Here is a 22,202-nt window from a genome sequence, read left to right on the forward strand (position 1 = left end):
CGGCCGGCCGGGGGGGTGCCACGACGTCGCCGTCGACGGCGAACGGCTCATCCGCCCCCGGAGCGGGCCCCGGCCGGGGCAGAATGGCCTCATGACCACGGTCGTTCACCTTGAGACCTTCGTCGACCTCGACGAGCGGCACGACGACGACCCGCGCCGGGTGTCGGCGTCGGCGACGCTCTCGGCCGTTCTCGACGACGGCCGCCGGATCACGCTGCTCGACGACCGGGGGTGGGGCAGCACCGGACTGTGGGAGACGACCACGGCCGGCGAGATCGAGGCCACCGCTCTGACCGTCGTCGGCCCGGACGAGCCGGCCGAGGGCGGGACCCACGAGGAGGCGGCGGTGGCGTACTGGACGCACCTGGCCGCCGCTCTGCGGGAGCGCGGCGTGGCGGCGGACCCGGACACGCTGAGGTCGCTCCCGCACGCCGTCGTGCTCGGCGACCGCCTGCGCGGCCGTATGACAACGGGCTGACCGGCAGCGCGGCCGTCCCGCCTTCGGCGTCCGCGCCCGTCGCCCGCGGACGCCTCCCGCACCCTGCCCTCGCGCCCGGTCCCGGCGCGGGCGATCCGCATGGTTTCGCAGCATCTTTACGCCTTCTTGCGCGATGAGTTGATTTACCCGCAGCCCGCCCCGGGGATGGGTCGCCCGACGCCGTCGGCCACGGGTCGCGAGCCTGCCGCCGGAAGACGCATCCGAACGCGGTCCCGCTTGCGAATTCCTCTATCGACGCAAAGGAGTGATGCCCATGGCCGCCGTCACCCGCGAGACCGACCGGCTCCGTGAGCGGATGGACGACCATCTCGACCGGCTTCTCGAACGTGAGGCGGCCGAGCTCGCCTTTCTCGGCGACGACCTGGACGTGATACGCGACGTGCTGCTCGGCTTCGTCCGCGCGGGCGGGAAGCGGCTGCGGCCCTCGTTCGTGTACTGGGGCCACCGGGCCGCGGGCGGTTCCCCCGAGGACGAGGCGGTGCTCGCCGCGGGCTGCGCGGTGGAGCTGATGCACGCCTGCGCCCTCATCCTGGACGACGTCATGGACGAGGCCGCCACGCGGCGCGGGCGGACCACGGCGCACCTGGTGCTCGCCGGTCACCACCGCTCCCGCGACTGGCTGGGCGACCCGGGACGGTTCGGGGAGTCCACCGCCACCCTGTTCGGCGTGCTCGCCTACACCTGGGCCGACGTGGCCCTGCTGGGCTGCGGGGACGGGCTCCCCGCCGCCCTGGAGGTGTTCAACCGGCTCCGCAGCGAGGTCGTGGGCGGCCAGTACCTCGACCTGGTCCACGCCGCACGGCGGGGCGGGGACGTGGAGGAGGCCGGGCGCATCTCCACCTACAAGTCCGGCAAGTACACCGTCGAGCGCCCCCTGCACCTGGGCCACGCCGTCGCGGGCGGGCCTCCCCGGCTGCGCGCGGTGCTCAGCGCGTACGCGCTCCCGCTGGGGGAGGCGTTCCAGCTCCGCGACGACGTGCTCGGCGTGTTCGGCGACCCGGCCACCACCGGCAAGCCCGTCGGCGCCGACCTGCTGCAGGGCAAGCACACCTGGCTGACCGCGGTGGCGCGCGAACGGGCCGGGGAGTACGGCGCGGCCCTGCTGGACGACGTCGCCGACGCCGAGGGCGTGGAGGCCGCGCGCGCCCTGATCGTGGCCACCGGCGCGCTGGAGGCCGCCGAGGAGCGCATCACCGACCTGGTCACCCGGGCGGTGACGGCCCTGGACGCGGGCGGCGTCCCGGCCGAGGCCGTGGACGGGCTGGCCGACCTCGCCGACCTGGCCACCAGGAGGAGCGCGTGAGTCCCGTCGTGGTGATCGGCGCAGGTCTCGGCGGCCTGGCCGCGGCGGTCCGGCTGGCCGCGGCCGGCCGCGACGTCACGATCGTGGAGGCGGCCCAGGTGCCGGGCGGTTGCTGCGGCACCGCCACCCTGGGCGAGTACCGCTTCGACACCGGCCCGTCGGTGCTGACCATGCCGGACGTGCTGGCCGACGTCTTCGCCGCCGTGGGCGAGGACATGGAGAGCCTGCTGCCGCTGCGGCGGCTGGACCCCTACTACCGGCTGCGCTACCACGACGGCTCGCACCTGGACGTGGTCGAGGGCGAGGACGCCATGGCCGAGCAGGTGCGCGCGCTGAGCGGCGCCGCCGAGGCCGACCGCTACCGGCGCCTGCGCGCCCGCCTGGGGGAGCTGTTCGAGGCCGAGTGGCCGGCGTTCATCGACCACGACATGACCCGGCTGCGCGACCTGGCCCGGCCGCGGGTGCTGGCCCGGCTGGCCGCCCTGGGCGGCTTCCGCAGCATGGGCGCCCTGGTCAAGAGCCATGTCACCGACGAACGGCTGGTCAAGGCGCACACCTTCCAGGCCCTGTACGTGGGCCTGCCGCCCCGCCGCGCGCTCGGCATCTACGCGGTCATCGCCCACATGGACACCGTCGGCGGCGTCTTCTTCCCGCGCGACGGCGGCATGCACGCCATCCCGCGCGCCCTGGCGGCGCTGGCCGAGAAGGCGGGAGCGCAGATCCGGTACGGGGTGCGCGCCCTGAAGATCGAGACCGGGGCCTCGGGCGTCACCGGCGTCCGGCTGGACACCGGGGAGCGCCTGGCGGCCGGGAACGTGGTGGTCGCCTGCGACCTGCCCCGCGCCCACACCGGGCTGCTGCCCGAGGGGGCGGGCGACTGGCGGCTGCGCCGTCCCCGCTACTCGCCGTCCTGCCTGGTCCTGCACTTCGGCCTGGACCGGAAACTGGCCGGCCAGGCCCACCACACCCTGCACTTCGGCGCCCAGTGGGACGCCACCTTCGACGCGCTGCGCGCCGGACGGCCGCAGCCCGACCCCAACCTGCTGGTCACCTACCCCGAGTCCGACACCGGTGCCGCGCCGAACGGCCAGGCCACGCTCACCGTGCTGGAGCCGACCGCCAACCTGCGCGGCGAGGCCGACTGGGACGACCTGAGCCCGCGGCTGCAGGACCGGCTGCTGGGCAGGCTCGCCGACCTCGGCTACGGCGACCTGTCCTCGGCGCCGAGGCTCACCATCGACCCACCGGCCTGGGCGCGGCTCGGCCACTCGGCCGGCACCCCGTTCGCCCTGGACCACCGCTTCAGCCAGACGGCCTGGTTCCGGCCGGCGGGCGCGGCCCGGCGCGTCCCCGGCCTGCACTTCGCCGGAATGTACACCGCACCGGGGGTGGGGGTGCCCCCGGTCCTCATCTCCGGCCGGCTGGCCGCGCAACGCGTACTGGAGACCCCCCGATGACCCTGACCGCGAGTTACGAGTTCTGCCGCAGACTGAACGCCCGGCACGGCCGCTCCTACTACCTGGCCACCCTGCTGCTGCCGGCCTGGAAACGCCCGCACGTGCACGCCCTTTACGGCTTCGCCCGCTACGCCGACGAGATCGTGGACTCGTTCACGATGACCGGCGACCGGGCGCGGGCGCTGGAGGACCTGACCGTCCGGGTGTCCGGCGCGCTGGCGGGCGGCGCCCCCGCGGACGCCGCCGGTGACCCGGTGATCCCGGCGTTCACCCAGACCGTCCGCTCGTTCGGCATCGACCACGGCGACGTCACGGCGTTCCTGCGCTCGATGCGGGCCGACCTGACCGTCACCCGCTACTCCACCTACGACGACCTGCTGGAGTACATGGAGGGCTCGGCCGCGGTGATCGGCACGATGATGCTGCCCGTCCTCGAACCGCTGCCCGGCCTGGCCGGGAAGGCGCGGGAACCCGCCCGCCAGCTCGGGCTGGCCTTCCAGCTGACGAACTTCCTGCGCGACGTCGCCGAGGACCTGGAACGCGGCCGGGTCTACCTGCCCATGGAGGACCTGGACAAGTTCGGCGTCGGACCGGCCGACCTGGGAGGCGCCGCCCCCACCCCGGCCCTGCGCGAGCTGCTTGCCTTCGAGACCCGCCGGGCCAGGGAGCACTACGCGCGGGCCGAGGAGGGCATCGACATGCTCACCCCCTCCTCCCGGCCGTGCCTGCGCGCCGCCGTCGCGCTGTACGGCGGCATCCTCGACCGGATCGAGGCCGCCCGCTACGACGTCCTCGGCGGCAGGGCCGCGGTGCCCAAGCGGCGCAGAGCCGCGATCTTCGTACGGCACCTGCTGGCCGCCTCCGCGGCCGACCGCGCCGAGCGCCGCGTGACCGTCGAGGTCCCGTGAGCCGGTCGAACGGAACGGCCACCGTGTCATCGCGACCTGTGGTCGTCGACGCCATGGGCGGAGACCACGGACCGGTCGAGACGGTCGCCTGCGCGGTGGCGCGCGACCTCTCCGAGGGCGGGGCCGCCGAGCGGTCCGGTGACCTGTTCGGTGCGGGACCCGTCCGTTGAACGGGTCCCGTTGAGCCGCGCATCGGCCCTCTCAGGCCAGCGGGTCGGCGCCGTCCCAGGTGCCCTCGCTGGCGTACGGCGCGAACCGGGCGAACAGCTCCTCGGAGTACCAGCTCTCCGCGCGCGTCCGGCCTATCACCCGGCGGTGCGCGCGTCCCCGGTGGGCGAAGCCGCGCATCGCGTCCTCGTCGCGCCAGAGCGAGAACGTGCCCTGCCGGGCCAGCGGCCACTCGCCGACGCCGACCGAGGCCAGGCATCCGTCCTGCTCGGCCAGGAGCCGGTCCACCCCGGGGACCGAACGGTAGAACGGCACCAGCCGGGAGGGCCGGATCGACGCCCGGGTCAGCACCGCCACCGGTCCGCCCGTACCGCTCGCCCGGCCCGTGCCGGTCGTCCCGCTCGTGCCGGTCGTCCTGCTCGGGACGGCCGCTTCCGCCGTCCCGCCGAGGTCGGCCGTCCCGGCCGGACCGGAGGATCCCGCGGGGCCGGAGGATCCTGCGGGGCCGGAGGATCCCGTGGGGGTGGGGGGCCGCCCGGCGCCCGGTAGCGGGCCGAACGGTTCCACCCCGTTCCACCTGCCGCGCGAGGCCAGCGGGACCATCCGTACCTGCCAGGACTCCCGGGCCTCGCGCCGCCAGCGGGCCGGTATCGGAGAGACGTCCAGGAAGCGGTCGAGGTCACCCTCCTCGCGCCAGACCGCGAGCAGCGCCCAGCGCCGCAGGTCCGCCCCCAGGCTGGTCGACGCCCCGCGGCCGGAGCCCAGCATCCGCCAGAACAGCAGCCCCGGCGTCCGCGCCAGCACCGGACGGTCGAACGCCATGTACGGCATCCCCCCTAAATCCGGATATCTCGTCAGATGGAAGGAAACGATGGTTCCCCTGCTCGTCTCGGTCATCGGCGGTTACCTTCTCGGGTCCGTGCCGGTCGCCGTGCCGGTCGCCGTGCTGGTCGCCCGCACGTACGGGTTCGATCCTCGCGAGGTCGGCGACCGCGACCCCGGCTTCTGGAACGGCAGGGAGCGGCCCGGCCGGACGTCCGTCGTGCTCGCCGGGTAGGTGCGGCCCCGCCAGTGGCGTACCGGCCGCAGCGTGGCCTGCGTCAGCCGCAGGGCCGCCACCGGGTCCAGCAGCGGCGACAGCAGCACCCCGGGCCCCGGCCGGGCGTAGCTGCCGCGCAGCGCGCCGGCCAGCAGGAACCGTACCGTCAGAAGACCCAGGTCGAGCCGGGTCGGGCGGCCGGCCGCCAGCCGCAGCACGGGCAGCGCCTGGGCCAGCCACACCACCCCCAGGTCGGCGGCCTGCCAGCCGGGCCCGGTGACGTCGCGCAGCGACAGCGACCGTCCCCACTCCCGCCACACCCCGCCGGCCGAGTCGTGCATGTCGACCTCCAGCAGGCCCCCGCCGTCCAGGAACCCCACGGCCCACCCGCCCGCCGCCAGGATCCTGGCCAGTGCCACGTCGTCGGCCATGTTGCCGCGGACCCGCGCGAACCCGTCCGCGTCGAGCATCGCCGTGCGGCGGAAGGCCAGGCACTGGCCGTTGGCCACTGCGCGGTGCGGCGCGGGCGGCGCCGACGGCCCGATCGGGCCGAACCGGTAGACCAGCGTCGTCAGGAACGAGGCGTGCAGCGCCTGCTCGGCCACGCCCTCGCAGACGAACCGGGGGCCCACGCTCACCAGGTCGTACTCCTCCAGCGCCGCCGCGAGCGCGCCGAACAGCCCCGGAGAGGGACGGGCGTCGGCGTCCAGGGTCACCACGACCTCGTTCCCGGCCGCCTCGATGCCCTGCTGCACCGCCCACTGCTTGCCGATCCAGCCCTCGGGCGGCGGCGTCCCGGCCACGACCCGCGCCCCCAGACCGGCGGCCAGGCGGGCGGTGCCGTCGCGGGACTCGTCGTCGACCACGATCACCTCGGTGACGGCCGGATCGGCGAGCGCGGCCGACAGGCACGGCCCCAGCCGGGCCTCCTCGTCCCGGGCGGGGATCACCACCGAGACGCGTGCCGTCGCCGTCGGCGCGGGGGTCCGCGGGGCGGCCAGCGGGGGCAGCCGCCGCCGTCCCCTGGCCAGCCGCGCCGCCACCGCCACCGCGGCCGCCGCCTGCAGGACGTTCAGGATTCCCATCGCCGTACCTCCACGCCGAGTCGTCCGTGCGCCGGATCTCATGCCCGCCCCCGGGCCGGGGAGCCGGTGGAGCCCGCGGTCCTCGCGGGGAAGTCCTCGCCGACCAGGGAGGACACGATCTTCGCGCCCATCGCCACCAGCGGCAGCCCGCCGCCCGGGTGCACCGAACCGCCCACCAGGTACAGGCCGCGCCGGGGACCCCGGTTGCCGGGACGGCGGAACGGGGCCAGCGGCCCCGAGTAGGCGCCGCCGTAGATCGAGCCGCCCCACGCGCCGTAGCGGTCGCGCAGGTCGGCGGGGGTGAACAGGTCGACGAACCGCAGCCGCCCCGACAGGTCGTACCCCCTGCCCGCCAGCCGCTCCAGCACCAGGTCCCGGTACGACTCCGGCGACATCGGCCACCGCCCCGGATCCCGGGACGGGACGTTGACCAGCATGACCCAGTTCTCCGTGCCCGGCGGCGCCTGCGACGGGTCGTCCACCACCGAGCAGCCGATGTAGACGGTCGGGTCCTCCGGGGGCCTGCGACGCCGGAAGATGTCGCCGAACTCCCGCCGGTAGTCGGCGGAGAAGACCACCGAGTGATGCCCCAGCCCCTCGGTCCTGCCCTCCACCCCGGCCAGCAGCAGGAACGCCGACGAGGAGGTGCCGAGCCCGGCGACGCGCCGCAGCATGCGCCGGTCCGGCAGCAGCCTCCCGTACAGCGCCGCCGCGTCGGTGTTGGCGACCACGATGTCGGCCCGCTCGGACTCCCCGGAGGCCAGGCGCACCCCGGTGACCCGGTCGCCGTCGGCGAGCACCCGCTCCACCGCGGTGCCCGGCACGACCTCCACGCCCGCCTTCTCCAGCATCAGCGCCAGGGCGTCGGCGATGCGCGGCAGCCCGCCGGGGACGTACCAGCCGCCCTCGCCGTGCTCGATCGCCGGCACGCAGCCCAGCGCGGCCGGGGCGCGGTACGGGTCGGAGCCCGCGTAGGTCGCGTAACGGCCGACGTACTGGCGCAGGCGCGGATCGGTGAAGAAGCGCCGGGCCAGGCCGTCGAGCGTACGGCCGGGGGCCACCGCCAGCAGGTCCGCCAGGCGGGCCTCGGCGGGCGGCGAGGTCAGCGGCCCGGTGAAGAACGTGCGCCGCGACGCCTCGTAGCAGTTCCGCGCCCAGTCGTGGAAGGCCAGCCAGGAGCGGCCCTGACCGGGGGCGAGCCGGTCGACCTCGGCGGCCATCCGGGCCGGGTCGCGGTGGGCCGCCAGCGTCGAGCCGTCGGCGAACCGGTAGCGGCACAGCTCGTCGAGCTCCACCAGGTCCAGCTCCAGCCCGAGGCCGGTGAAGATCTCGGGCAGGGTCAGCAGCGAGGGGCCCAGGGAGAAGGTGAAGCCGTCCCTGGTGTGCTCGGCGAGCTTGCCGCCCAGCCGGGGAAGCCGCTCGTACAGGCGCACCCGGTGCCCCTGCCCGGCCAGCAGCAGGGCGGAGACCATGCCCCCCACGCCGCCGCCTATCACGATCACGTCCGGCATCGGTGCCTCCTGGAGAGCAGGGCGAGCGTTGCGAACAATCCCATCGAGACCCCTCCGGCGGCGGCGACCAGCGGGTCCGGCGGGTCGAAGACCGCCGCGAACCCCACCGTCTCCATGACCGCCATCACCGTGTAGATCGAGACCAGCCCCCCGCTCCACGCCGCGGGCCGGGCCACGACGCGCTCCACCGCGACCATGACCAGCAGCGAGACGAGGATCCAGCCCGCGAAGTTGCTGAGCGGGACACCCCGGTAGAAGCCGGGCTCGTGCCAGACCCACAGGCCCAGCCGGATCATCTGCGGGTCCAGGAACAGGTCCCAGGCGGTCAGCGCCAGCGCTCCCAGCACGACGCGCGCCGCCCGGCTCGCCGGTGCCACCGCGGCGGCCACCGCGTGCGCGGCCAGCCCCATGCCGCCCCAGGCCAGCGCCACGATCATCGGCACCCCGCCGAGCTGCGGGCGCAGCACACCGGTGTAGTGGTAACCGCCGAACGGCACGCCCGTCCTGATCCCCACCCACTCGGCCGCGTACCCGGTCACGACCACGGCGGCGAACGCCGGCGCGGCCCTGGCGGCGCCGTGGGTCACCGAGGCGAAGGCCAGCGCGCTCCCCGCCAGCAGCAGGACCACCACGCCGGTCAGCGCGATCGGCCTCGGCTGCAGTCCCGAGGCGACCTGCGCGGCCACCATCGCGGCCAGCAGCACCACACCCAGCGCGCCCGCCGCCCGCCTGGCGCGCACCGTTCCCGGCCCTTCCGGTGGTGGCCGTTCCCGCAGCGCGCCGAGCCCCTGCCGTCCGCCGTTCACCTGTTGGCTCTGCCCCATGAACGGTCATTCGAGCGGCTGGGCGCGGTCAGATTCACTTTGAGGTCCCGATCTCGCTCCGGGTCCCCGATCCCCCGGCCCGGCCGGTGCCGCGGGACGGCGCCGGGTGGCGGCAGGCGGCGGCGGGCAGCGCCGGAAGGATGCCGGAGGGGTGCCGGAAGGGTGCCGGAAGGGTGCAGGGGTGGTGGCGGGCGGCGACCGGGGATGTGATTGGCTGTGCGACCGTGGACGTCGCCGAGGTGCTGTGGCTGCTGGGAGCCGGGACGCTCGCCGGGGTGGTCGGCACCGTGGTGAGCCTGGCCTCGATCGTCTCCTACCCGGCGCTGCTGGCGCTCGGCCTGCCGCCGCTGGCCGCCAACGTGACGAACACCGTGGCGCTGACCTTCCACGGCGTGGGGTCGGCCATCGGCTCGCGGCCCGAGCTGACCGGGCAGGGCTCCCGGGTCGTGCGGCTGGGCGGGGTCACCCTGCTCGGCGGCGCGGCCGGGGCGGCACTGCTGCTGGCGACCCCCTCCACCCTGTTCGAGGCGATCGCGCCGTGGCTGATCGCGTTCGCCTCGCTGCTGCTGGTCCTCCCGCCCAAGGTGGGACGCGGGCTCGGCGGCGAGGACGGGTGGGCGGCGCGCGCCGCGATGTTCGCCGTAGCGCTCTACATCGGCTACTTCGGGGCGGCGGGCGGAATCCTCATGTTCGCGGTGCTCTCGGCCGTGCTCGACGAGACGCCGGTCAGGGCCAACGCCCTCAAGTCCGTCGTGTCCTCGCTGGCGAACGCCGTGGCGATGATCGGTTTCGCCTTCTTCGGGCCGGTGCAGTGGACGGCGGTGGCCCCGCTCTCGGTGGGGTTCTTCCTGGGCGGCCTGCTCGGCCCGCCGATCGCCCGTCGGCTGCCCGGCCGCGCGCTCCAGCTCGGCACCGCCGCCTGCGGCCTGGCCGTCGCGGTCAAGCTCGGCCTCGACGCCTACGCGTAGGCGATCCCGTGCCGGCCGTCACCGAGGCGTACGCAGGGGTGTGGTTCTCCGCACCCCGCGCCGGCCGCGCACCTCATTCCCGCCGTGCCCCGATCGTCCGTAGCCTCTGGGCATGACGGATCGGCCGAACGGCACCGGGGACGGCACGCGCGTCGCCGCCGAGGGGGCGCGGTTGCTGTGGACGGTGGTCCTCGGCGCGGCCACCGCCCTGCTGGGCCTGGCCCTCGCGCTGCCCGCGCTGGCGTTCGCCGGCCGGCCGGCCGTGTCGCGGGCGGCGCGGCGGCTGGCCGTGTTCGAGGCCCGCCGCCTGCGCCTGGACCCCGTCGCCCTCGGGCTCGACGCGGGACGCCCGGACGGGCGGGAGCTGCGCTACCTGGCGGCCAGGGTGCCGGTGGGCGTGCTCGGCGGCCTGGTCGTCGCCCTCCTCGTCATCGGCGCCGGGACGGCCGTCGCGCTCGCGTGGTCCTGGGGGCGGGGCCTGCCGTTCGACGGCATGACCCCGACCGCTCCGCTGCTCGCCTACGCCTTCCTGGGAGGTCTCGTCCTGCTGTTCCTGGACCTGTGCGGCGTGGCGGGGGTGCACGCGCTGGAACGGCGGCTGGCCGCGCGCATGCTCGGGTCCGACCCCACCGAGGCGCTGCGGCGGCGCATCACCGAGCTGGCCGAGAGCCGCGCGGGCGTGCTCACGGCCGTCGACTCCGAGCGGCGCAGGATCGAACGCGACCTGCACGACGGGCTGCAGCAGCGGCTGGTGGCGCTGTCCATGCTGGTCGGACGGGCCCGCCGGGGACGTCCCGAGCTGCTGGAACAGGCGCACGAGCAGGCGCAGCAGGCCCTGGCCGAGCTGCGCGAGGTGGCCTGGCGGGTCTACCCGTCGGGACTGGACTCCCTCGGCCTCGCCGACGCCCTCGCCGGGGTGGCCGAGCGCTCCGGCGTCCCGGTCAAGGTCGTGGTCGATCTGCCGGTACGGCCGCCGACGGCGGTGGAGACGGCGTCGTACTTCGTGGTCAGCGAGGCGGTGACCAACGCGGCCAAGCACGCCGGCGCCGCCGCGGTCACCGTCGAGGTCCGCGCGCACGACACAATGGTCGTCGTGCGCGTACGGGACGACGGTGTGGGCGGGGCGGACCCGCAGGGCGGCGGCCTGTCCGGGCTGGCGCGGCGGGTGGCCGCGCTGGACGGCCGCTTCACGGTGACCAGCCCGCCCGGCGGGCCCACCACGATCGAGGCGGAACTGCCGTGCGGGTGATCCTGGCCGAGGACTCCACCCTGCTGCGCGAGGGCCTGGTGCGGCTGCTGGCCGAGGAGGGCCACGAGGTACTCGCCGCCGTCGGTGACGCCGACGCGCTGGTCGGGGCGGTGGACGCCTGCGAACCGGACGTGGTGGTGGTCGACGTGCGGATGCCGCCCACCCACACCGACGAGGGACTGCGCGCCGCCCTGGACATCAGGCGACGCCGTCCGGAGGTCAAGGTCCTGGTCCTGTCGCAGTACGTGGAGAAGCGGTACGCCACCGAGCTGATGAGCGCGAACGTCGAGGGCGTCGGCTACCTGCTCAAGGACCGGGTGGCGCAGGTGGGCGACTTCCTGGACGCCCTGGAGCGGGTGGGGGCCGGGGGAGCGGCGTTCGACCCGGAGGTGGTACGGCAGCTGCTCGCGCGCACCAGCCACGCCGACCCCCTGACCAGGCTGACCGTCCGCGAACGCGAGACGCTGGAGCTGATGGCGCAGGGCATGACCAACGCCTCGATCGCCCAGGCCATGCACGTGTCGCAGAGCGCGGTGGAGAAACACGTCAACGCGCTGTTCGACAAGCTGGAACTGTCCCACACGACCGGCTACAGCCGCCGGGTCCTGGCCGTCCTGCACTACCTGGGCTCCTGAATCGCCTCTGCACCTCCCGCGTCGCCCGGCCTCCCGAGCCGGCCCGGCGACCGCCCCAGCCTTATAGTGTTCCGAACCCGTGAGACCGCGCCGATGACCGGCCCGTGAGACCGCACCGCCCAGAATCCCGAGCCGGTCGCCAACCGCCCCACCCTTATAGTGTTCCGAACCCGTGAGACCGCGCCGGCGACTGGACCGAGGAGCGAAGGAGCGAAGCGGATGAGCGACGAGGGAAGGAGCCGGGTCAGAGCGGTCTCACCGCGACGCGAAGCGTCGCCATAGACAGGAGTGAGATGGCCAGGAAGGCACCGCGCGACGAGGCCGGTGAGGACGGCCTCAAGGTCTCCCCGCCCAAGGAGTGGGCCGCCGGCATCCCGGGGGTGACCCGGTCGCTGCTGGCCGCCCAGGCCCAGATGGGCGCCGGCCGTACCCTGCTGACCCTGGCCGGTGTCAACCAGAAGGAGGGCTTCGACTGCCCCGGGTGCGCCTGGCCCGAGGGTGATCATCGCAGCCCCGCGGAGTTCTGCGAGAACGGGGCCAAGGCGGTGGCCGAGGAGGCCACCGTCCGCAGGGTCACCGCGGACTTCTTCGCCCGGCACGGCGTGGACGACCTGGCCCGTCACACCGACCACTGGCTGGGCCAGCAGGGGCGCCTCACCTCGCCGATGCACAGGGCCCCGGGCTCCGACCACTACGTCCCGGTGAGCTGGCAGGACGCCTTCTCCATCGTCGCGCGGGAGCTGCGCGCGCTCGACGACCCGGACGAGGCGCTGTTCTACACCTCCGGCCGTACCTCGAACGAGGCCGCGTTCGCCTACCAGCTCCTGGTCCGCAGGTTCGGCACCAACAACCTGCCCGACTGCTCCAACATGTGCCACGAGTCCAGCGGTTCGGCGCTGAACCAGACCCTGGGCATCGGCAAGGGCACGGTCTCGCTGGAGGACCTGCACCGGGCCGACCTGATCTTCGTCGTCGGCCAGAACCCCGGCACCAACCACCCCCGCATGCTCTCGGCGCTGGAGCGGGCCAAGCGCGGCGGTGCCCGGATCGTCGCGGTCAACCCGCTGCCCGAGGCCGGGCTGCTCCGCTTCAAGAACCCGCAGCGGATCTCCGGCCTGGTGGGGAAGGGCACGACGCTGGCCGACCGGTTCCTGCAGATCCGCCTCAACGGCGACCTCGCGCTGTTCAAGGCCATGTCGCTGCTCCTGCTCCAGGCCGAGGACGCGGCGCCCGGCACCGTGGCCGACCGCGACTTCGTCGAGACCCACACCCTGGGGTTCGACGCCTGGGCCGAGGACCTGCGCTCCCTGGACTGGGCCGAGGTCGAGGAGGCGACCGGGCTGGACCGCCCGGCGATCGAGGAGACCGTACGGGAGGTGCTGGGCGCGAGGTCGGTCATCGTGTGCTGGGCGATGGGCCTGACCCAGCACAAGAACTCCGTCGCCACCATCCGCGAGGTCGTGAACTTCCTGCTGCTCCGCGGCAACGTGGGCCGTCCGGGAGCCGGGGTCTGCCCGGTGCGCGGTCACTCCAACGTCCAGGGCGACCGCACCATGGGCATCTACGAGCGGCCACCGGCCTGGTTCCTGGACGCGTTGCGCGCGGAGTTCGGTTTCGAACCGCCCCGCGAGCACGGGTTCGACACCGTGGAGGCGATCAGGGCGCTCCGGTCGGGAAGGGCCAAGGTCTTCGTCGCGATGGGCGGCAACTTCGTGGCCGCGACCCCGGACACCGCGGTGACCGAGGAGGCGATGCGACGTGCCCGGCTGACCGTGCAGGTCTCCACCAAGCTCAACCGTTCCCACGCGGTGTGCGGCCGGGAGGCGCTGATCCTCCCCACCCTGGGCCGCACCGAACGCGACACCGGCCCCGACGGCGGTGCCGGTGACGGGCGGTTCGTCACCGTCGAGGACTCCATGGGCCTGGTGCACGCCTCCCGGGGCAGGCTGGCGCCCGCCTCCGCCGACCTGCTCTCCGAGGTGGAGATCGTCTGCCGGCTGGCGGCGGAGCTCTTCGGCGACGACCCGCACGTGCCGTGGAAGGAGTTCGCGGCCGACTACGACGTCATCCGCGACCGCATCTCCCGGGTGGTGCCCGGGTTCGACGACTTCAACGCCCGCGTCCGGGCCCCGGGCGGTTTCGCGCTGCCCAACGCGCCCCGTGACGAGCGGCGCTTCCCGACCGCGACGGGGAAGGCCAACTTCACCGTCAACCCGCTGGAGGTGCTGCGGGTCCCGCCGGGCCGGCTGCTGCTCCAGACGGTCCGCAGCCACGACCAGTACAACACCACGATCTACGGCATGGACGACCGCTACCGGGGCGTGCGCGGGGGGCGCCGGGTGGTCTTCGTGCACGCCGGTGACCTGGCCGAGCGCAACCTCTCCGACGGAGACCTGGTGGACCTGGTCAGCGAGTGGCCCGACGGGGAGCGCAGGGCCGAGGCGTTCCGCGTGATCGCCTACCCGACCGCGCGCGGCTGCTGCGCCGCGTACTTCCCGGAGACCAACGTGCTGGTGCCGCTGGACTCGGTCGCCGACACCTCCAACACCCCCACCTCCAAGAGCGTCGTGGTCAGGCTCGTCCTGCGCGCCGACGATCCGGAGCGCCCCTGACACGCGGCTTCCGCGCCCCCGGAGACGGCCCGTGACCGTGTCCGGGGGGCTCGCCGGTGACGGTGCCCTCCGGGTCAGCGGGGTTCGAGCAGGCGGCGCGGCCCGGCGCCCTCGCCGCCCAGGCGGTCGCCGGGGTTGACCAGGGCGCACTGCTCGAACGACAGGCAGCCGCAGCCGACGCAGTCGGTGAACAGGTCGCGCATCCGCTCCAGCCGGGCGATGCGCGCGTTCAGTTCCTCGCTCCAGCAGTGCGACGCCCGCCGCCAGAACTCCGGGGTCGGGTGCGTCCCCTCCGGCAGCAGGGCGAGCACGTCGCCGATCACCGACAGCGGGATGCCGACCGACTGGGAGGCGCGGATGAAGGCGATCACCCGCAGCGTGGAGCGGTGGTAGCGGCGCTGGTTGCCGGTGGTGCGGCGACTGCGGACGAGGCCCTGCCGCTCGTAGAAGCGCAGGGCCGAGGTGGGCACGCCGCTGCGCTCGGCCAGCTGGCCGATGGTGAGCTCCTTGGCCGCGGGGGAGGCGTCCGGCGGGGAGGCGTTCGTCATGCCCGCCAGCCTAACTTGACTTCAACATTGGTTTAAGTTCGACCATGGTCGCATGAACACTTCAGAGAAGATCCTGGTGATCGGCGCGACGGGGAACATCGGCGGGCACCTGGTGTCCCTGCTCGCCGAGGCGGCCGTCCCGGTGCGGGCAATGACCCGTGATCCGCGGCGGGCGGAGCTGCCCGGCGGCGTCGAGGTGGTACGCGGGGACCTGACCGAGCCGGAGACCCTGGAGGCGGCGCTGAAGGGCGTGGGCGCGGTGTTCCTGCTGTGGCCGTCCTTCTCGGCCGCCGGGGCGGAGGCCGTCGTCGAGGTGATCGCCCGGCACGCCCGCCGCGTCGTCTACGTCTCCGCCTTCTCCGTACGGGACGGGGACGAGGCGGTGCAGAACGGGGTGTGGGGCGAGGTCGAGGAGCTGCTGCGGAGGTCCGGGACGGAGTGGACGTTCCTGCGGGCCGGCGGGTTCGCCACGAACACGCTCGCCTGGGCCGACGAGATCAGGAACGGCGGCGTGGTGCGCGCACCGTACGCCGGCGCGGCGCGCTCGCTCGTCCACGAGGCCGACATCGCCGACGTGGCCTTCCTGGCGCTGACGCAGGAGGGGCACGGCGGCCGGAGTTACGTGCTCACCGGGCCGGAGGTCATCACCCAGGCCGACCAGCTCCGCGTCATCGGCGAGGTCATCGGCCGTCCCCTGCGTTTCGAGGAGCAGCCGCGGCAGGAGGCCCGCGAGCAGATGATCGCCGCCTGGGGCGACCCGGCGGTGGTGGACGCCTCGCTCGACTACTGGGCCTCCATCGTCACCGAGCCCGAGCCGGTCAGCGCGGACGTCGAGGAGGTGACCGGCCGTCCCGCCCGTACGTTCCGCGAGTGGGCACGTGACCACGCGGCCGGCTTCCGGTAGGCCCGGCACGCGTACGCGGCGACGGCCGGGGCTCGGGGAACGGCCGCCGGGACGGGTGCGGTGACCGTCTCCGGTCACCGCACGCGTCCTCCGCTACGGGCCGCCCCGTCCGGTCACCACACCGCGGTGCCCAGGGAGCAGGGCCGCAGGTGGGAACGCCTGCCCAGATCGTCGAGCAGGGCGTCCCACTCGGCGCCGACGACGTCGAGGTCGTAGCGGGAGGCGGTGCGCAGCGCGTTGCTCCCCAGCCGCAGGCGCAGGTCCTCGTCCTCGATCAGGCGGCGGACGCCCTCGGCGAGCGCGGACGGCTTGCCGGAGCGGATCAGCAGGCCGTCGTGCTCGTGGGTGATGATCTCACGCGGGCCGTGCGGGCAGTCGAAGCTGACCACCGGCACCCCCTTGCTCATCGCCTCCAGGATGGTCATGCCGAAGCCCTCGTACCGGGAGCTGACCACGTAGATCGAGGATCGGGCCAGCTCCTCGCCGATCTCCCTGCTGCTGCCCATCAGGAAGACCTTCCCGGACAGGCCCCCCTCCTCGATCCGCTCGCGCAGCCGCTGCTCCCGTTCGGGGGTGCCGCCGCCGTAGATGCGCAGGACCCAGTCCGGGTGCGCCTCGGCGACGTCCTTCCAGGCCTTGACCAGGCGGTCGAAGCCCTTGGCGTACACCACCCTGCCGATGGCGATCACCGTCTTCTCCCGCAGCGTGGAGATCTCCCCGGCCAGGGGCGGGACCGCGTTGGGGATGCGCAGCAGCCGGCGGGGGGCGTTGTTCTTCAGCGCCCCGGCGTACTGCTTGCGGTCGGCCTCGGTGAGGGTGACGAACGCGTCGAACCTGCCGTACCGCCTCTTGATGAGCCGCAGCATCTCGGGCTTGTGGGTCTGCAGGGTGACGTGCTCCTGCCCGACGGTGATGACGCCGGGGGGCGCGAGCAGCGCGGTGGCCAGGGCGTACGCGGGGCGGGTGGCGATGAGCACGCCGCCGTCCAGCGAGCGCAGGAAGCGGAGCAGGCGCAGGTCGGTCCAGAGCGTGACGGCCTGGTGGACGTTTTCCTGCTCGGGGACCAGCCTGCTGGCGAAGCGGGAGAGCAGCCGGGCCGCCGGTCCGCGCGGTCCGATCCTGTCGTCCAGGAACGACACCCGCACCCCCGGCGGGATCGGGAAGAACGGCTCCTCGGCCGCGCGGACGACGCTGACGATCTCCACGTCCCGCTCCCGCGCCAGGTACCCCGCCAGGTTCAGCACGGTCCGGATCGTGCCGCCCATCCCGTAGGCGTGGTGCAGCAGGATCCGGACCGTTCCCGTGTCGGGCGCGGGCGCCCGTCGTGCCCTTCTCGCATTGATCCTCCTCAGTGACCACAGCGCCGCGTTCACGAGCAGCCTGCGAATCTTCCCCGTCATCGAAAGTCCCGTTCGAGTGGTGTGCTCGTCCCACGTCGCGATCCCGCGGCCTGCCCGGCTCCGGGATCGCGACGGCCCCTTGGCAGGAGAGCGCGGATCGGTCGGTGTGGCGGTCGGTCAGGGCAGTGCGGGGACCGACGGTGCCGCGTCGGTCCAGCCGGCGTGGAGCACGATCTCCGTCGACGTCTTGTTCGCGAACGGCCTGCCGTCGATCGTGGTCCTCACGCCTTCCGGACCCGTACGGCCTTCTCGATCCACCCCCTCAGCCCGGCCGGGTCCGCGGGCAGCCGCTGCAGCTCCTCGTACGACAGCTGCTGACCGGCCACGTGGAACGCGTCCGAGCGGCCCTTCGCGGCGCCGGCCCGGCCCTTGTCCGGCCGGGTGGACAGGACGACGGTCATGCCGTCCGCCGACCGGTTCCACGTGGCCGGGGAGCCGTCGCGGCGCCACGCCCGTTCGTCGGCGGGGCTCTTCGGCCGCGTCCCCAGCCTCCGGGACCCGAACACGCACACCGCGGGCAGGACGGCCCCGATCGCCGTCAGCGACCGGGCCGGTGAGGTCGCGGCCTTCGTCTGTTGTCTTCGGTCATGCGATGTCATGACCCCTTATACGCCCGGCCCCCCGGGGAGGTTGCCCGCGTACGATCTTGAATTTGCGCGATCCGGGTTTGCAGGGCGTTCACCCCGGCGGGGTGACGCGACGGAATGTGAGATCGCCGGAGGTCGCGGGCAACGCGCGGTGCGACGCAGGCGTATCAGGGGGCATGACATTGGACGGACAGGAGTGAGCGAGGCCGAGGACAACGGGTTCGCGGCGTTCGTGGCCGCACGCGGCACGAGCCTGCTACGGGTCGCCTACCTCGCCTGCGGTGACGAGAAGGAGGCGGAGGACCTGGTGCAGACGGCACTGGAGCGCACCTATCAGCACTGGGACCGGGTGCGGTACGACAACCCCGAGCCCTATGTCCGCCGCATCATCGTCAACGCCTCCATCAGCCGTGCCCGGCGCCGGGCGATCATGCGGATCGTCCCGATGCACACCCCTCCGGAGTCCGCGGCACGCGAGACCGACGTCGACCTGCGTCACGTGCTGATGGACACCCTGCGCGCACTGCCTCCCCGGCAGCGCGCGGTGGTCGTCCTGAGGTACTGGGAGGACCTCAGCGAGACGCAGACCGCGGAGATCCTCGGTTGTTCGACGGGCACGGTGAAAAGTCAGGCATCGAAGGCGCTCGCCAAGCTCCGCGCGGCGATCGGCCCGGAAGCAGCGGAAGGAGTGATCGGGAATGTCCGCGCCTGAGAGTGACCTCCGCGCGCCTGACGACCTCCGGCGGATCATGGCGGACGAGGTCGAGAGGCTGCACGCCCCGCCGGACCTGGTGGAGCGGGTCCTGCGCGCCTCGCGCAGGAAAAGGGCGAACCGGATCAGGTTCACCGCCCTGGCCGTGGCCGTGGCCGTCGTCGGCGTGGTGACCCCCCTCTTTCTCGACCTCGGCCCGGACGGCTCGGCCACCGGGGGATCCCGGCCCGCCGGGCGGATCACGGTCTCCGGGACACCGGGGCCGGACGTCACCGCCGGGACCACGCCGGAACCTCCCGCCATCGACGACAGCGGACCGCCCCCCGCGTCCGGGCCCGGCGACCTCGGCGACCTCGGCGACGGAAGGGCCTTCAGGAGCATCCGGGTCGGGTACCTGCCCGAGGGCCTGCTGTGGTCCAACCGGTCCCTGAACCGGGGCGAGGAGTACACGACCTCGTGGGACTACGACGGTGACGGGAACGGCGCCTACTGCGTCCAGATCTACGTCCACGAGGGCCGGGCCGTCCAGGAGGCCGACGAGCGCGTCCGGGAGTACCGCGAGGAGGGGACGGGGAAGGAGGTGACCTTCGGCGACGACAGGACCGGCTACCTGGTCAGGCAGTGGGTCGGCGAGGACGGCGGGAACGGCACCCCGACCCTCTTCCTGAGCCTGGGGGAGGGGCGGCGGGTCGAGGTCATGCTCGGTCCCGGCTACGCCGACGACCTCGGGAGCCCCAAGGTGATCGACCGCGAACTGAGGAGGATCGCCACGGGTCTCAGCGCCGTCGGCTGACCCGCCCGGCGGCGCGGTCGCGGTAGGTCCGCACGATCCCGGCCGGCATGGCGGCGCCCGCGCCGGCGGCCAGGGCGTGCTGGACCACCGCCACCGTGAGGCCGGCGCTCCCGCAGGTAGGCCGGAGACCGATCGCCGGCCCGACGGCCACCCCGGCGAGCCCGATCGCGATGAGGCTCCCCTCCCAGACCGGTATCGCCGCGGCGCCACCGGACGCGTCCCCGCCCGTTACCGGGGCTGACCGCCCCCGTTGTCCTCGAACAGGTCCCGGGTACGGCGCAGCAGCGCCTCCCGTACGTGGTCCGGTGACAGGATCCGTAGCCTGGTGCCCAGGCTGAGGAGATATGCGGCGAGCTGGTCGGCGTCGTTGCCGCCGATCTCGACGATGGTGGCATCGGGGCCGTCCGGGCGGTGGGTGCCGATCGTGGGCGGGACCAGCCGTAGCGCCTGGTCCATGGGGTGCGCCAGCCGGACTGTGACATAGAGCGGGTACACGACGCCCGCGATGGACCGAGAGACGAGGAGCGCCGGGTCGGGCGGGTCGACGAGTTCGACGGTATGTCCGGTCGGCTGTACCTGTACCACCCGGTCGGCCCGGAACGTCCGCCACTGATCCCGGGCCACGTCCCGGGCGACGAAGTACCAGCGGCGGCCGGTGTGCACCAGGCGGTAGGGGTCGATGTCCCGAACGGTGACCTTCCCCGCGTGGTCGCGGTACGAAAGCCGGGCACGCTCGCCACGACGGCAGGCGGCGGCCAGTTCCAGCAGCGCGCCGGGTGAGATCTGACGTCCCTCGGGCCTGGGAGTGTGTACGAAAGTCGCATCCATCTCCCCCAGCCGGTCCGCGATCCGGGACGGTAGGACCTGCCGTAGTTTCAACAGCGCCGACAGCGCGGCCTGGTCGCCGCCCAGGACGCCGCTGAGCGCGGCCTCTCGCAGCGCGACGGCCACGGCGAGTGCCTCCTCGTCATCGAGGATCAGCGGCGGCACCCGGGTGCCACCGCCGAGGCGGTAGCCGCCCCAGGGTCCGGGGTCGGACTCGATGCCGTAACCGAGTTCCCTCAGCCGGGCGACATCCCGCCGGACCGTGCGGTCGGTGACCGCCATTCGCTCGGCCAGCTCGCGGCAGGTCCACGCCGGTCGGGTGGACAGCAGCGAGACCAGTCGCAGCAGGCGGGCGGAGGTGCTGATCACATCCGGAAGTGTTCCCCATGACCAGGACCGGAACTGTCCTGGTCCCGTCATAGCCTCCTCCCCATGAGTACCGAACCCACATCCGGACCCGCGATCCGCTTGCTGTCCGTCGACTTCGACTGCCCGGACCCCGCCGAGCTGGCCCGCTTCTACGGCGACGCGCTCGGCTTGCCCGTCGCCTACTCCAGCGACGACTTCGTCCTGCTCGGCCGGGAGGGTTCACCTGGACTGGGCTTCATCCGGGTGGCCGACTACCGGCGCCCGACCTGGCCGGACCCGTCCCAGGGCAAGCAGGCTCACATGGAACTGGGCGTCGACGATCTGGACGCCGCCCACGCACGGATGCTGGCACTGGGCGCCATGGAACCCCCTGTCCAACCGCACCCCGATCAGCGCAGGGTCCTGCTGGACCCCGCGGGCCACCCCTTCTGCATCTCCACGCAGGACTGAGCGTCGGCGGTCGGCCGACGACCACGCCCACGCGCCCACGCAAGGTGGCGAACTCATCGTCGTCCTCAGCAGGAGGGCGGCTGTGCGCACGCCATTCCGGCTTCGTCGTCAAGGACGGAGATCAGTCGGTATCGGTATTCACCTGCCGCAGGCTGTGGAAGAAGGAGGCAGAGGAAGGCCCCAGCCTGACCGGCACCGTCAGGCTGAAAAAGGGCTCGGTGTTCGTACATCACCGGGCCGAGGTCACAGGCGCTGTCAGCCGAGGCCGAGACCGTCGGTCCTCACGCGGTCGAGGAAGGTGCCCCACTCGGCGGAGGTGAACAGGAGCGCGGGACCGCCGGTGTCCTTGGAGTCGCGTACGGCGACCAGGCCGGTGGCGTTCCCGAGCCCCGTCCGCTCACCGTCGGCCGGTCGGACCCGGCGGGGGACCGGTCGGCGGCCGTGACGCGTACGCGGCCGTCAGGGCTTGCGCGCGATCCCCACGTAGCCCATCCGGGCCATCTCCTCGTCGACCTGCAGCTCCGTGTCCGGGTCGGAGAACGGCTCGATGCCCTCCGCGTTCCGGCCGTTGACGAGGCCCGGGGGGATGAGCTCGAAGTCGCCGAAGAACCGGGCGATCTCCTCGCCCGTACGGGGGCAGAACGGCGTGTTCGCCTTCTGGTAGAACTCGCTGATCCGGGCGGTGCGCTCGGGGGCGGCGTCGCTGCCGACGTGGGAGACGGCCAGGTAGCTTCCGGGCGCCACGGCCTCGCGGTAGGCGGCGACGAACGCCTGCGGGTCGTCCTCGTCGGAGATGAGGTGCAGCAGGAACATCATCAGGACCGCGACGGGCCGGTCGAAGTCGATGAGCTCGCGCACCTCGGGGTCGCCGAGGATGCTCCCGGGGTCGCGCACGTCCCCCTGGACCATGGCCACCCCGTCGCCCCCGGCGAGCAGGGCGCGGCCGTGCGCGCAGACCACGGGGTCGTGGTCGACGTAGACCACGCGCGCGTCCGGGGCCAGCCGGAGGGCGACCTCGTGCACGTTCTGCTGCGCGGGCAGCCCCGAGCCGAGGTCGAGGAACTGCCTGACGCCCTTGCCGATGAGGTACTCCACCACCCGGCCGATCAGCCTGCGGTTCTCCCGGGCGCCGTCACGGGTCTCGGGGAGCACGCTGAGCACCATCTCGGCGAGCTCCCGGTCGGCCCGGAAGTTGTCCTTGCCGCCGATGAAGTAGTCGTACATCCGGGCAGCGTTCGGGATGTGCGGATCCACCCCCTGGGGCGCCTGCTCCTTCGTCATCAGCGTCCTGCCGTCTGTCTCGTCTCCGCGTGCTGAACTCCGTCATGATCCCGTTGTTTTCCGGCGAACGCCACC

General features: G+C 73.6%; 23 protein-coding genes. 13 read left to right on the forward strand and 10 right to left on the reverse strand.

The features are described 5' to 3' along the window. Positions 1-91: 91 nt before the first annotated feature. From ACIBCT_RS30825 to ACIBCT_RS30845, 5 genes are all read left to right on the forward strand, one after another. Positions 92-478: a hypothetical protein gene (locus tag ACIBCT_RS30825; RefSeq protein WP_399194534.1), complete on the forward strand. Its 387-nt coding sequence runs from the start codon at positions 92-94 to the stop codon at positions 476-478. A 274-nt stretch (positions 479-752) separates the two neighbouring features. Continuing rightward, entirely contained in the window at positions 753-1,802 is a 1,050-nt protein-coding gene (locus ACIBCT_RS30830) for a polyprenyl synthetase family protein (RefSeq protein WP_399194536.1), read from the forward strand. Next, positions 1,799-3,259, forward strand: a complete 1,461-nt coding sequence (crtI, locus tag ACIBCT_RS30835; protein ID WP_399194538.1) for a phytoene desaturase family protein — start codon at positions 1,799-1,801, stop codon at positions 3,257-3,259. The genes ACIBCT_RS30830 and crtI overlap by 4 nt, the downstream gene beginning before the upstream one ends. Further along, positions 3,256-4,167 (forward strand): phytoene/squalene synthase family protein, encoded by a 912-nt coding sequence (locus ACIBCT_RS30840; RefSeq protein WP_399194540.1) that lies wholly within the window; start codon positions 3,256-3,258, stop codon positions 4,165-4,167. The genes crtI and ACIBCT_RS30840 overlap by 4 nt, the downstream gene beginning before the upstream one ends. Positions 4,168-4,190: 23 nt before the next feature. After that, positions 4,191-4,337 (forward strand): hypothetical protein, encoded by a 147-nt coding sequence (locus ACIBCT_RS30845; RefSeq protein ID WP_399194542.1) that lies wholly within the window; start codon positions 4,191-4,193, stop codon positions 4,335-4,337. Between the two features lie 31 nt (positions 4,338-4,368). Here ACIBCT_RS30845 and ACIBCT_RS30850 read toward each other — a convergent pair whose 3' ends face one another. The 4 genes from ACIBCT_RS30850 to ACIBCT_RS30865 form a co-directional block, all read right to left on the reverse strand. After that, positions 4,369-5,157 carry a spheroidene monooxygenase gene (locus ACIBCT_RS30850; protein WP_399194544.1) on the reverse strand — a complete coding sequence of 263 codons (789 nt, stop codon included), beginning with the start codon at positions 5,155-5,157 and terminating at the stop codon, positions 4,369-4,371. Positions 5,158-5,238: 81 nt separating this feature from the next. After that, positions 5,239-6,459 (reverse strand): glycosyltransferase, encoded by a 1,221-nt coding sequence (locus ACIBCT_RS30855; protein WP_399194546.1) that lies wholly within the window; start codon positions 6,457-6,459, stop codon positions 5,239-5,241. Between the two features lie 38 nt (positions 6,460-6,497). Beyond that, positions 6,498-7,970, reverse strand: a complete 1,473-nt coding sequence (locus ACIBCT_RS30860) for a phytoene desaturase family protein (protein ID WP_399194548.1) — start codon at positions 7,968-7,970, stop codon at positions 6,498-6,500. Further along, a complete protein-coding gene (locus ACIBCT_RS30865; protein WP_399194550.1) occupies positions 7,958-8,794 on the reverse strand; it encodes a carotenoid biosynthesis protein in 837 nt (278 codons plus the stop codon). The genes ACIBCT_RS30860 and ACIBCT_RS30865 overlap by 13 nt, the downstream gene beginning before the upstream one ends. A gap of 224 nt (positions 8,795-9,018) precedes the next feature. On the opposite strand from ACIBCT_RS30865, the gene ACIBCT_RS30870 reads away from it, so the two are divergent. The 4 genes from ACIBCT_RS30870 to ACIBCT_RS30885 all read left to right on the forward strand — a co-directional run bounded on the left by ACIBCT_RS30870 (position 9,019) and on the right by ACIBCT_RS30885 (position 14,258). Continuing rightward, the gene (locus ACIBCT_RS30870; protein ID WP_399194552.1) at positions 9,019-9,762 is read left to right on the forward strand and encodes a sulfite exporter TauE/SafE family protein; all 744 of its coding nucleotides are present in this window, start codon (positions 9,019-9,021) and stop codon (positions 9,760-9,762) included. A gap of 112 nt (positions 9,763-9,874) precedes the next feature. Next, positions 9,875-11,011 (forward strand): sensor histidine kinase, encoded by a 1,137-nt coding sequence (locus ACIBCT_RS30875; protein ID WP_399194554.1) that lies wholly within the window; start codon positions 9,875-9,877, stop codon positions 11,009-11,011. Then, positions 11,002-11,646 carry a response regulator gene (locus tag ACIBCT_RS30880; RefSeq protein WP_399194556.1) on the forward strand — a complete coding sequence of 215 codons (645 nt, stop codon included), beginning with the start codon at positions 11,002-11,004 and terminating at the stop codon, positions 11,644-11,646. Before ACIBCT_RS30875 ends, ACIBCT_RS30880 begins: the two co-directional genes overlap by 10 nt. A gap of 293 nt (positions 11,647-11,939) precedes the next feature. After that, on the forward strand, positions 11,940-14,258 hold the full coding sequence (locus ACIBCT_RS30885) for an FdhF/YdeP family oxidoreductase (RefSeq protein WP_399194558.1): 2,319 nt from the start codon (positions 11,940-11,942) through the stop codon (positions 14,256-14,258). Between the two features lie 74 nt (positions 14,259-14,332). On the opposite strand, the gene soxR is transcribed toward ACIBCT_RS30885, so the two are convergent. Next, on the reverse strand, positions 14,333-14,806 hold the full coding sequence (gene soxR, locus ACIBCT_RS30890) for a redox-sensitive transcriptional activator SoxR (protein ID WP_399194560.1): 474 nt from the start codon (positions 14,804-14,806) through the stop codon (positions 14,333-14,335). 52 nt (positions 14,807-14,858) lie between these two features. On the opposite strand from soxR, the gene ACIBCT_RS30895 reads away from it, so the two are divergent. Then, positions 14,859-15,710 (forward strand): NAD(P)H-binding protein, encoded by an 852-nt coding sequence (locus ACIBCT_RS30895; RefSeq protein ID WP_399194563.1) that lies wholly within the window; start codon positions 14,859-14,861, stop codon positions 15,708-15,710. Positions 15,711-15,823: 113 nt separating this feature from the next. Here the strand turns inward: ACIBCT_RS30895 and ACIBCT_RS30900 are convergent, their stop codons facing one another. Together ACIBCT_RS30900 and ACIBCT_RS30905 are read right to left on the reverse strand one after the other, a co-directional pair. Then, the gene (locus ACIBCT_RS30900) at positions 15,824-17,110 is read right to left on the reverse strand and encodes a glycosyltransferase family 4 protein (RefSeq protein WP_399194564.1); all 1,287 of its coding nucleotides are present in this window, start codon (positions 17,108-17,110) and stop codon (positions 15,824-15,826) included. 221 nt (positions 17,111-17,331) lie between these two features. Then, positions 17,332-17,709 (reverse strand): hypothetical protein, encoded by a 378-nt coding sequence (locus ACIBCT_RS30905; RefSeq protein WP_399194566.1) that lies wholly within the window; start codon positions 17,707-17,709, stop codon positions 17,332-17,334. A gap of 184 nt (positions 17,710-17,893) precedes the next feature. Between ACIBCT_RS30905 and ACIBCT_RS30910 the strand changes: the two genes are divergently transcribed. Together ACIBCT_RS30910 and ACIBCT_RS30915 are read left to right on the forward strand one after the other, a co-directional pair. After that, on the forward strand, positions 17,894-18,409 hold the full coding sequence (locus tag ACIBCT_RS30910) for a SigE family RNA polymerase sigma factor (RefSeq protein WP_399194568.1): 516 nt from the start codon (positions 17,894-17,896) through the stop codon (positions 18,407-18,409). Continuing rightward, complete coding sequence (locus ACIBCT_RS30915) at positions 18,396-19,202, forward strand: hypothetical protein (RefSeq protein WP_399194570.1); 807 nt, start codon at positions 18,396-18,398, stop codon at positions 19,200-19,202. The genes ACIBCT_RS30910 and ACIBCT_RS30915 overlap by 14 nt, the downstream gene beginning before the upstream one ends. Positions 19,203-19,430: 228 nt before the next feature. Here the strand turns inward: ACIBCT_RS30915 and ACIBCT_RS30920 are convergent, their stop codons facing one another. Further along, positions 19,431-20,396: a helix-turn-helix transcriptional regulator gene (locus ACIBCT_RS30920; protein ID WP_399194572.1), complete on the reverse strand. Its 966-nt coding sequence runs from the start codon at positions 20,394-20,396 to the stop codon at positions 19,431-19,433. Between the two features lie 63 nt (positions 20,397-20,459). Here ACIBCT_RS30920 and ACIBCT_RS30925 point away from each other — a divergent pair, with 63 nt between their 5' ends. Next, positions 20,460-20,846, forward strand: coding sequence for a VOC family protein (locus ACIBCT_RS30925; protein ID WP_399194574.1), 387 nt, complete (start codon positions 20,460-20,462; stop codon positions 20,844-20,846). Between the two features lie 255 nt (positions 20,847-21,101). On the opposite strand, the gene ACIBCT_RS30930 is transcribed toward ACIBCT_RS30925, so the two are convergent. Continuing rightward, positions 21,102-21,215: a DUF397 domain-containing protein gene (locus ACIBCT_RS30930; RefSeq protein WP_399194613.1), complete on the reverse strand. Its 114-nt coding sequence runs from the start codon at positions 21,213-21,215 to the stop codon at positions 21,102-21,104. A 90-nt stretch (positions 21,216-21,305) separates the two neighbouring features. After that, entirely contained in the window at positions 21,306-22,127 is an 822-nt protein-coding gene (locus ACIBCT_RS30935; RefSeq protein WP_399194576.1) for an SAM-dependent methyltransferase, read from the reverse strand. Positions 22,128-22,202: the final 75 nt, after the last annotated feature.

The sequence above is a fragment of the Streptosporangium sp. NPDC050855 genome, assembly GCF_044456585.1.
In the GTDB taxonomy this organism is placed as follows: domain Bacteria; phylum Actinomycetota; class Actinomycetes; order Streptosporangiales; family Streptosporangiaceae; genus Streptosporangium; species Streptosporangium longisporum.

What these genes read in the sequence shown, in the direction of transcription:
- soxR (WP_399194560.1), bottom strand. Translation starts at nt 14,806, where the DNA reads ATGACGAACGCCTCCCCGCCGGACGCCTCCCCCGCGGCCAAGGAGCTC.
- ACIBCT_RS30825 (WP_399194534.1), top strand. Translation starts at nt 92, where the DNA reads ATGACCACGGTCGTTCACCTTGAGACCTTCGTCGACCTCGACGAGCGG.
- ACIBCT_RS30935 (WP_399194576.1), bottom strand. Translation starts at nt 22,127, where the DNA reads ATGACGAAGGAGCAGGCGCCCCAGGGGGTGGATCCGCACATCCCGAAC.
- ACIBCT_RS30900 (WP_399194564.1), bottom strand. Translation starts at nt 17,110, where the DNA reads ATGACGGGGAAGATTCGCAGGCTGCTCGTGAACGCGGCGCTGTGGTCA.
- ACIBCT_RS30925 (WP_399194574.1), top strand. Translation starts at nt 20,460, where the DNA reads ATGAGTACCGAACCCACATCCGGACCCGCGATCCGCTTGCTGTCCGTC.
- ACIBCT_RS30895 (WP_399194563.1), top strand. Translation starts at nt 14,859, where the DNA reads ATGAACACTTCAGAGAAGATCCTGGTGATCGGCGCGACGGGGAACATC.
- ACIBCT_RS30860 (WP_399194548.1), bottom strand. Translation starts at nt 7,970, where the DNA reads ATGCCGGACGTGATCGTGATAGGCGGCGGCGTGGGGGGCATGGTCTCC.
- ACIBCT_RS30865 (WP_399194550.1), bottom strand. Translation starts at nt 8,794, where the DNA reads ATGGGGCAGAGCCAACAGGTGAACGGCGGACGGCAGGGGCTCGGCGCG.
- ACIBCT_RS30850 (WP_399194544.1), bottom strand. Translation starts at nt 5,157, where the DNA reads ATGGCGTTCGACCGTCCGGTGCTGGCGCGGACGCCGGGGCTGCTGTTC.
- ACIBCT_RS30915 (WP_399194570.1), top strand. Translation starts at nt 18,396, where the DNA reads ATGTCCGCGCCTGAGAGTGACCTCCGCGCGCCTGACGACCTCCGGCGG.
- ACIBCT_RS30905 (WP_399194566.1), bottom strand. Translation starts at nt 17,709, where the DNA reads ATGACATCGCATGACCGAAGACAACAGACGAAGGCCGCGACCTCACCG.
- ACIBCT_RS30885 (WP_399194558.1), top strand. Translation starts at nt 11,940, where the DNA reads ATGGCCAGGAAGGCACCGCGCGACGAGGCCGGTGAGGACGGCCTCAAG.
- ACIBCT_RS30875 (WP_399194554.1), top strand. Translation starts at nt 9,875, where the DNA reads ATGACGGATCGGCCGAACGGCACCGGGGACGGCACGCGCGTCGCCGCC.
- ACIBCT_RS30855 (WP_399194546.1), bottom strand. Translation starts at nt 6,459, where the DNA reads ATGGGAATCCTGAACGTCCTGCAGGCGGCGGCCGCGGTGGCGGTGGCG.
- ACIBCT_RS30840 (WP_399194540.1), top strand. Translation starts at nt 3,256, where the DNA reads ATGACCCTGACCGCGAGTTACGAGTTCTGCCGCAGACTGAACGCCCGG.
- ACIBCT_RS30830 (WP_399194536.1), top strand. Translation starts at nt 753, where the DNA reads ATGGCCGCCGTCACCCGCGAGACCGACCGGCTCCGTGAGCGGATGGAC.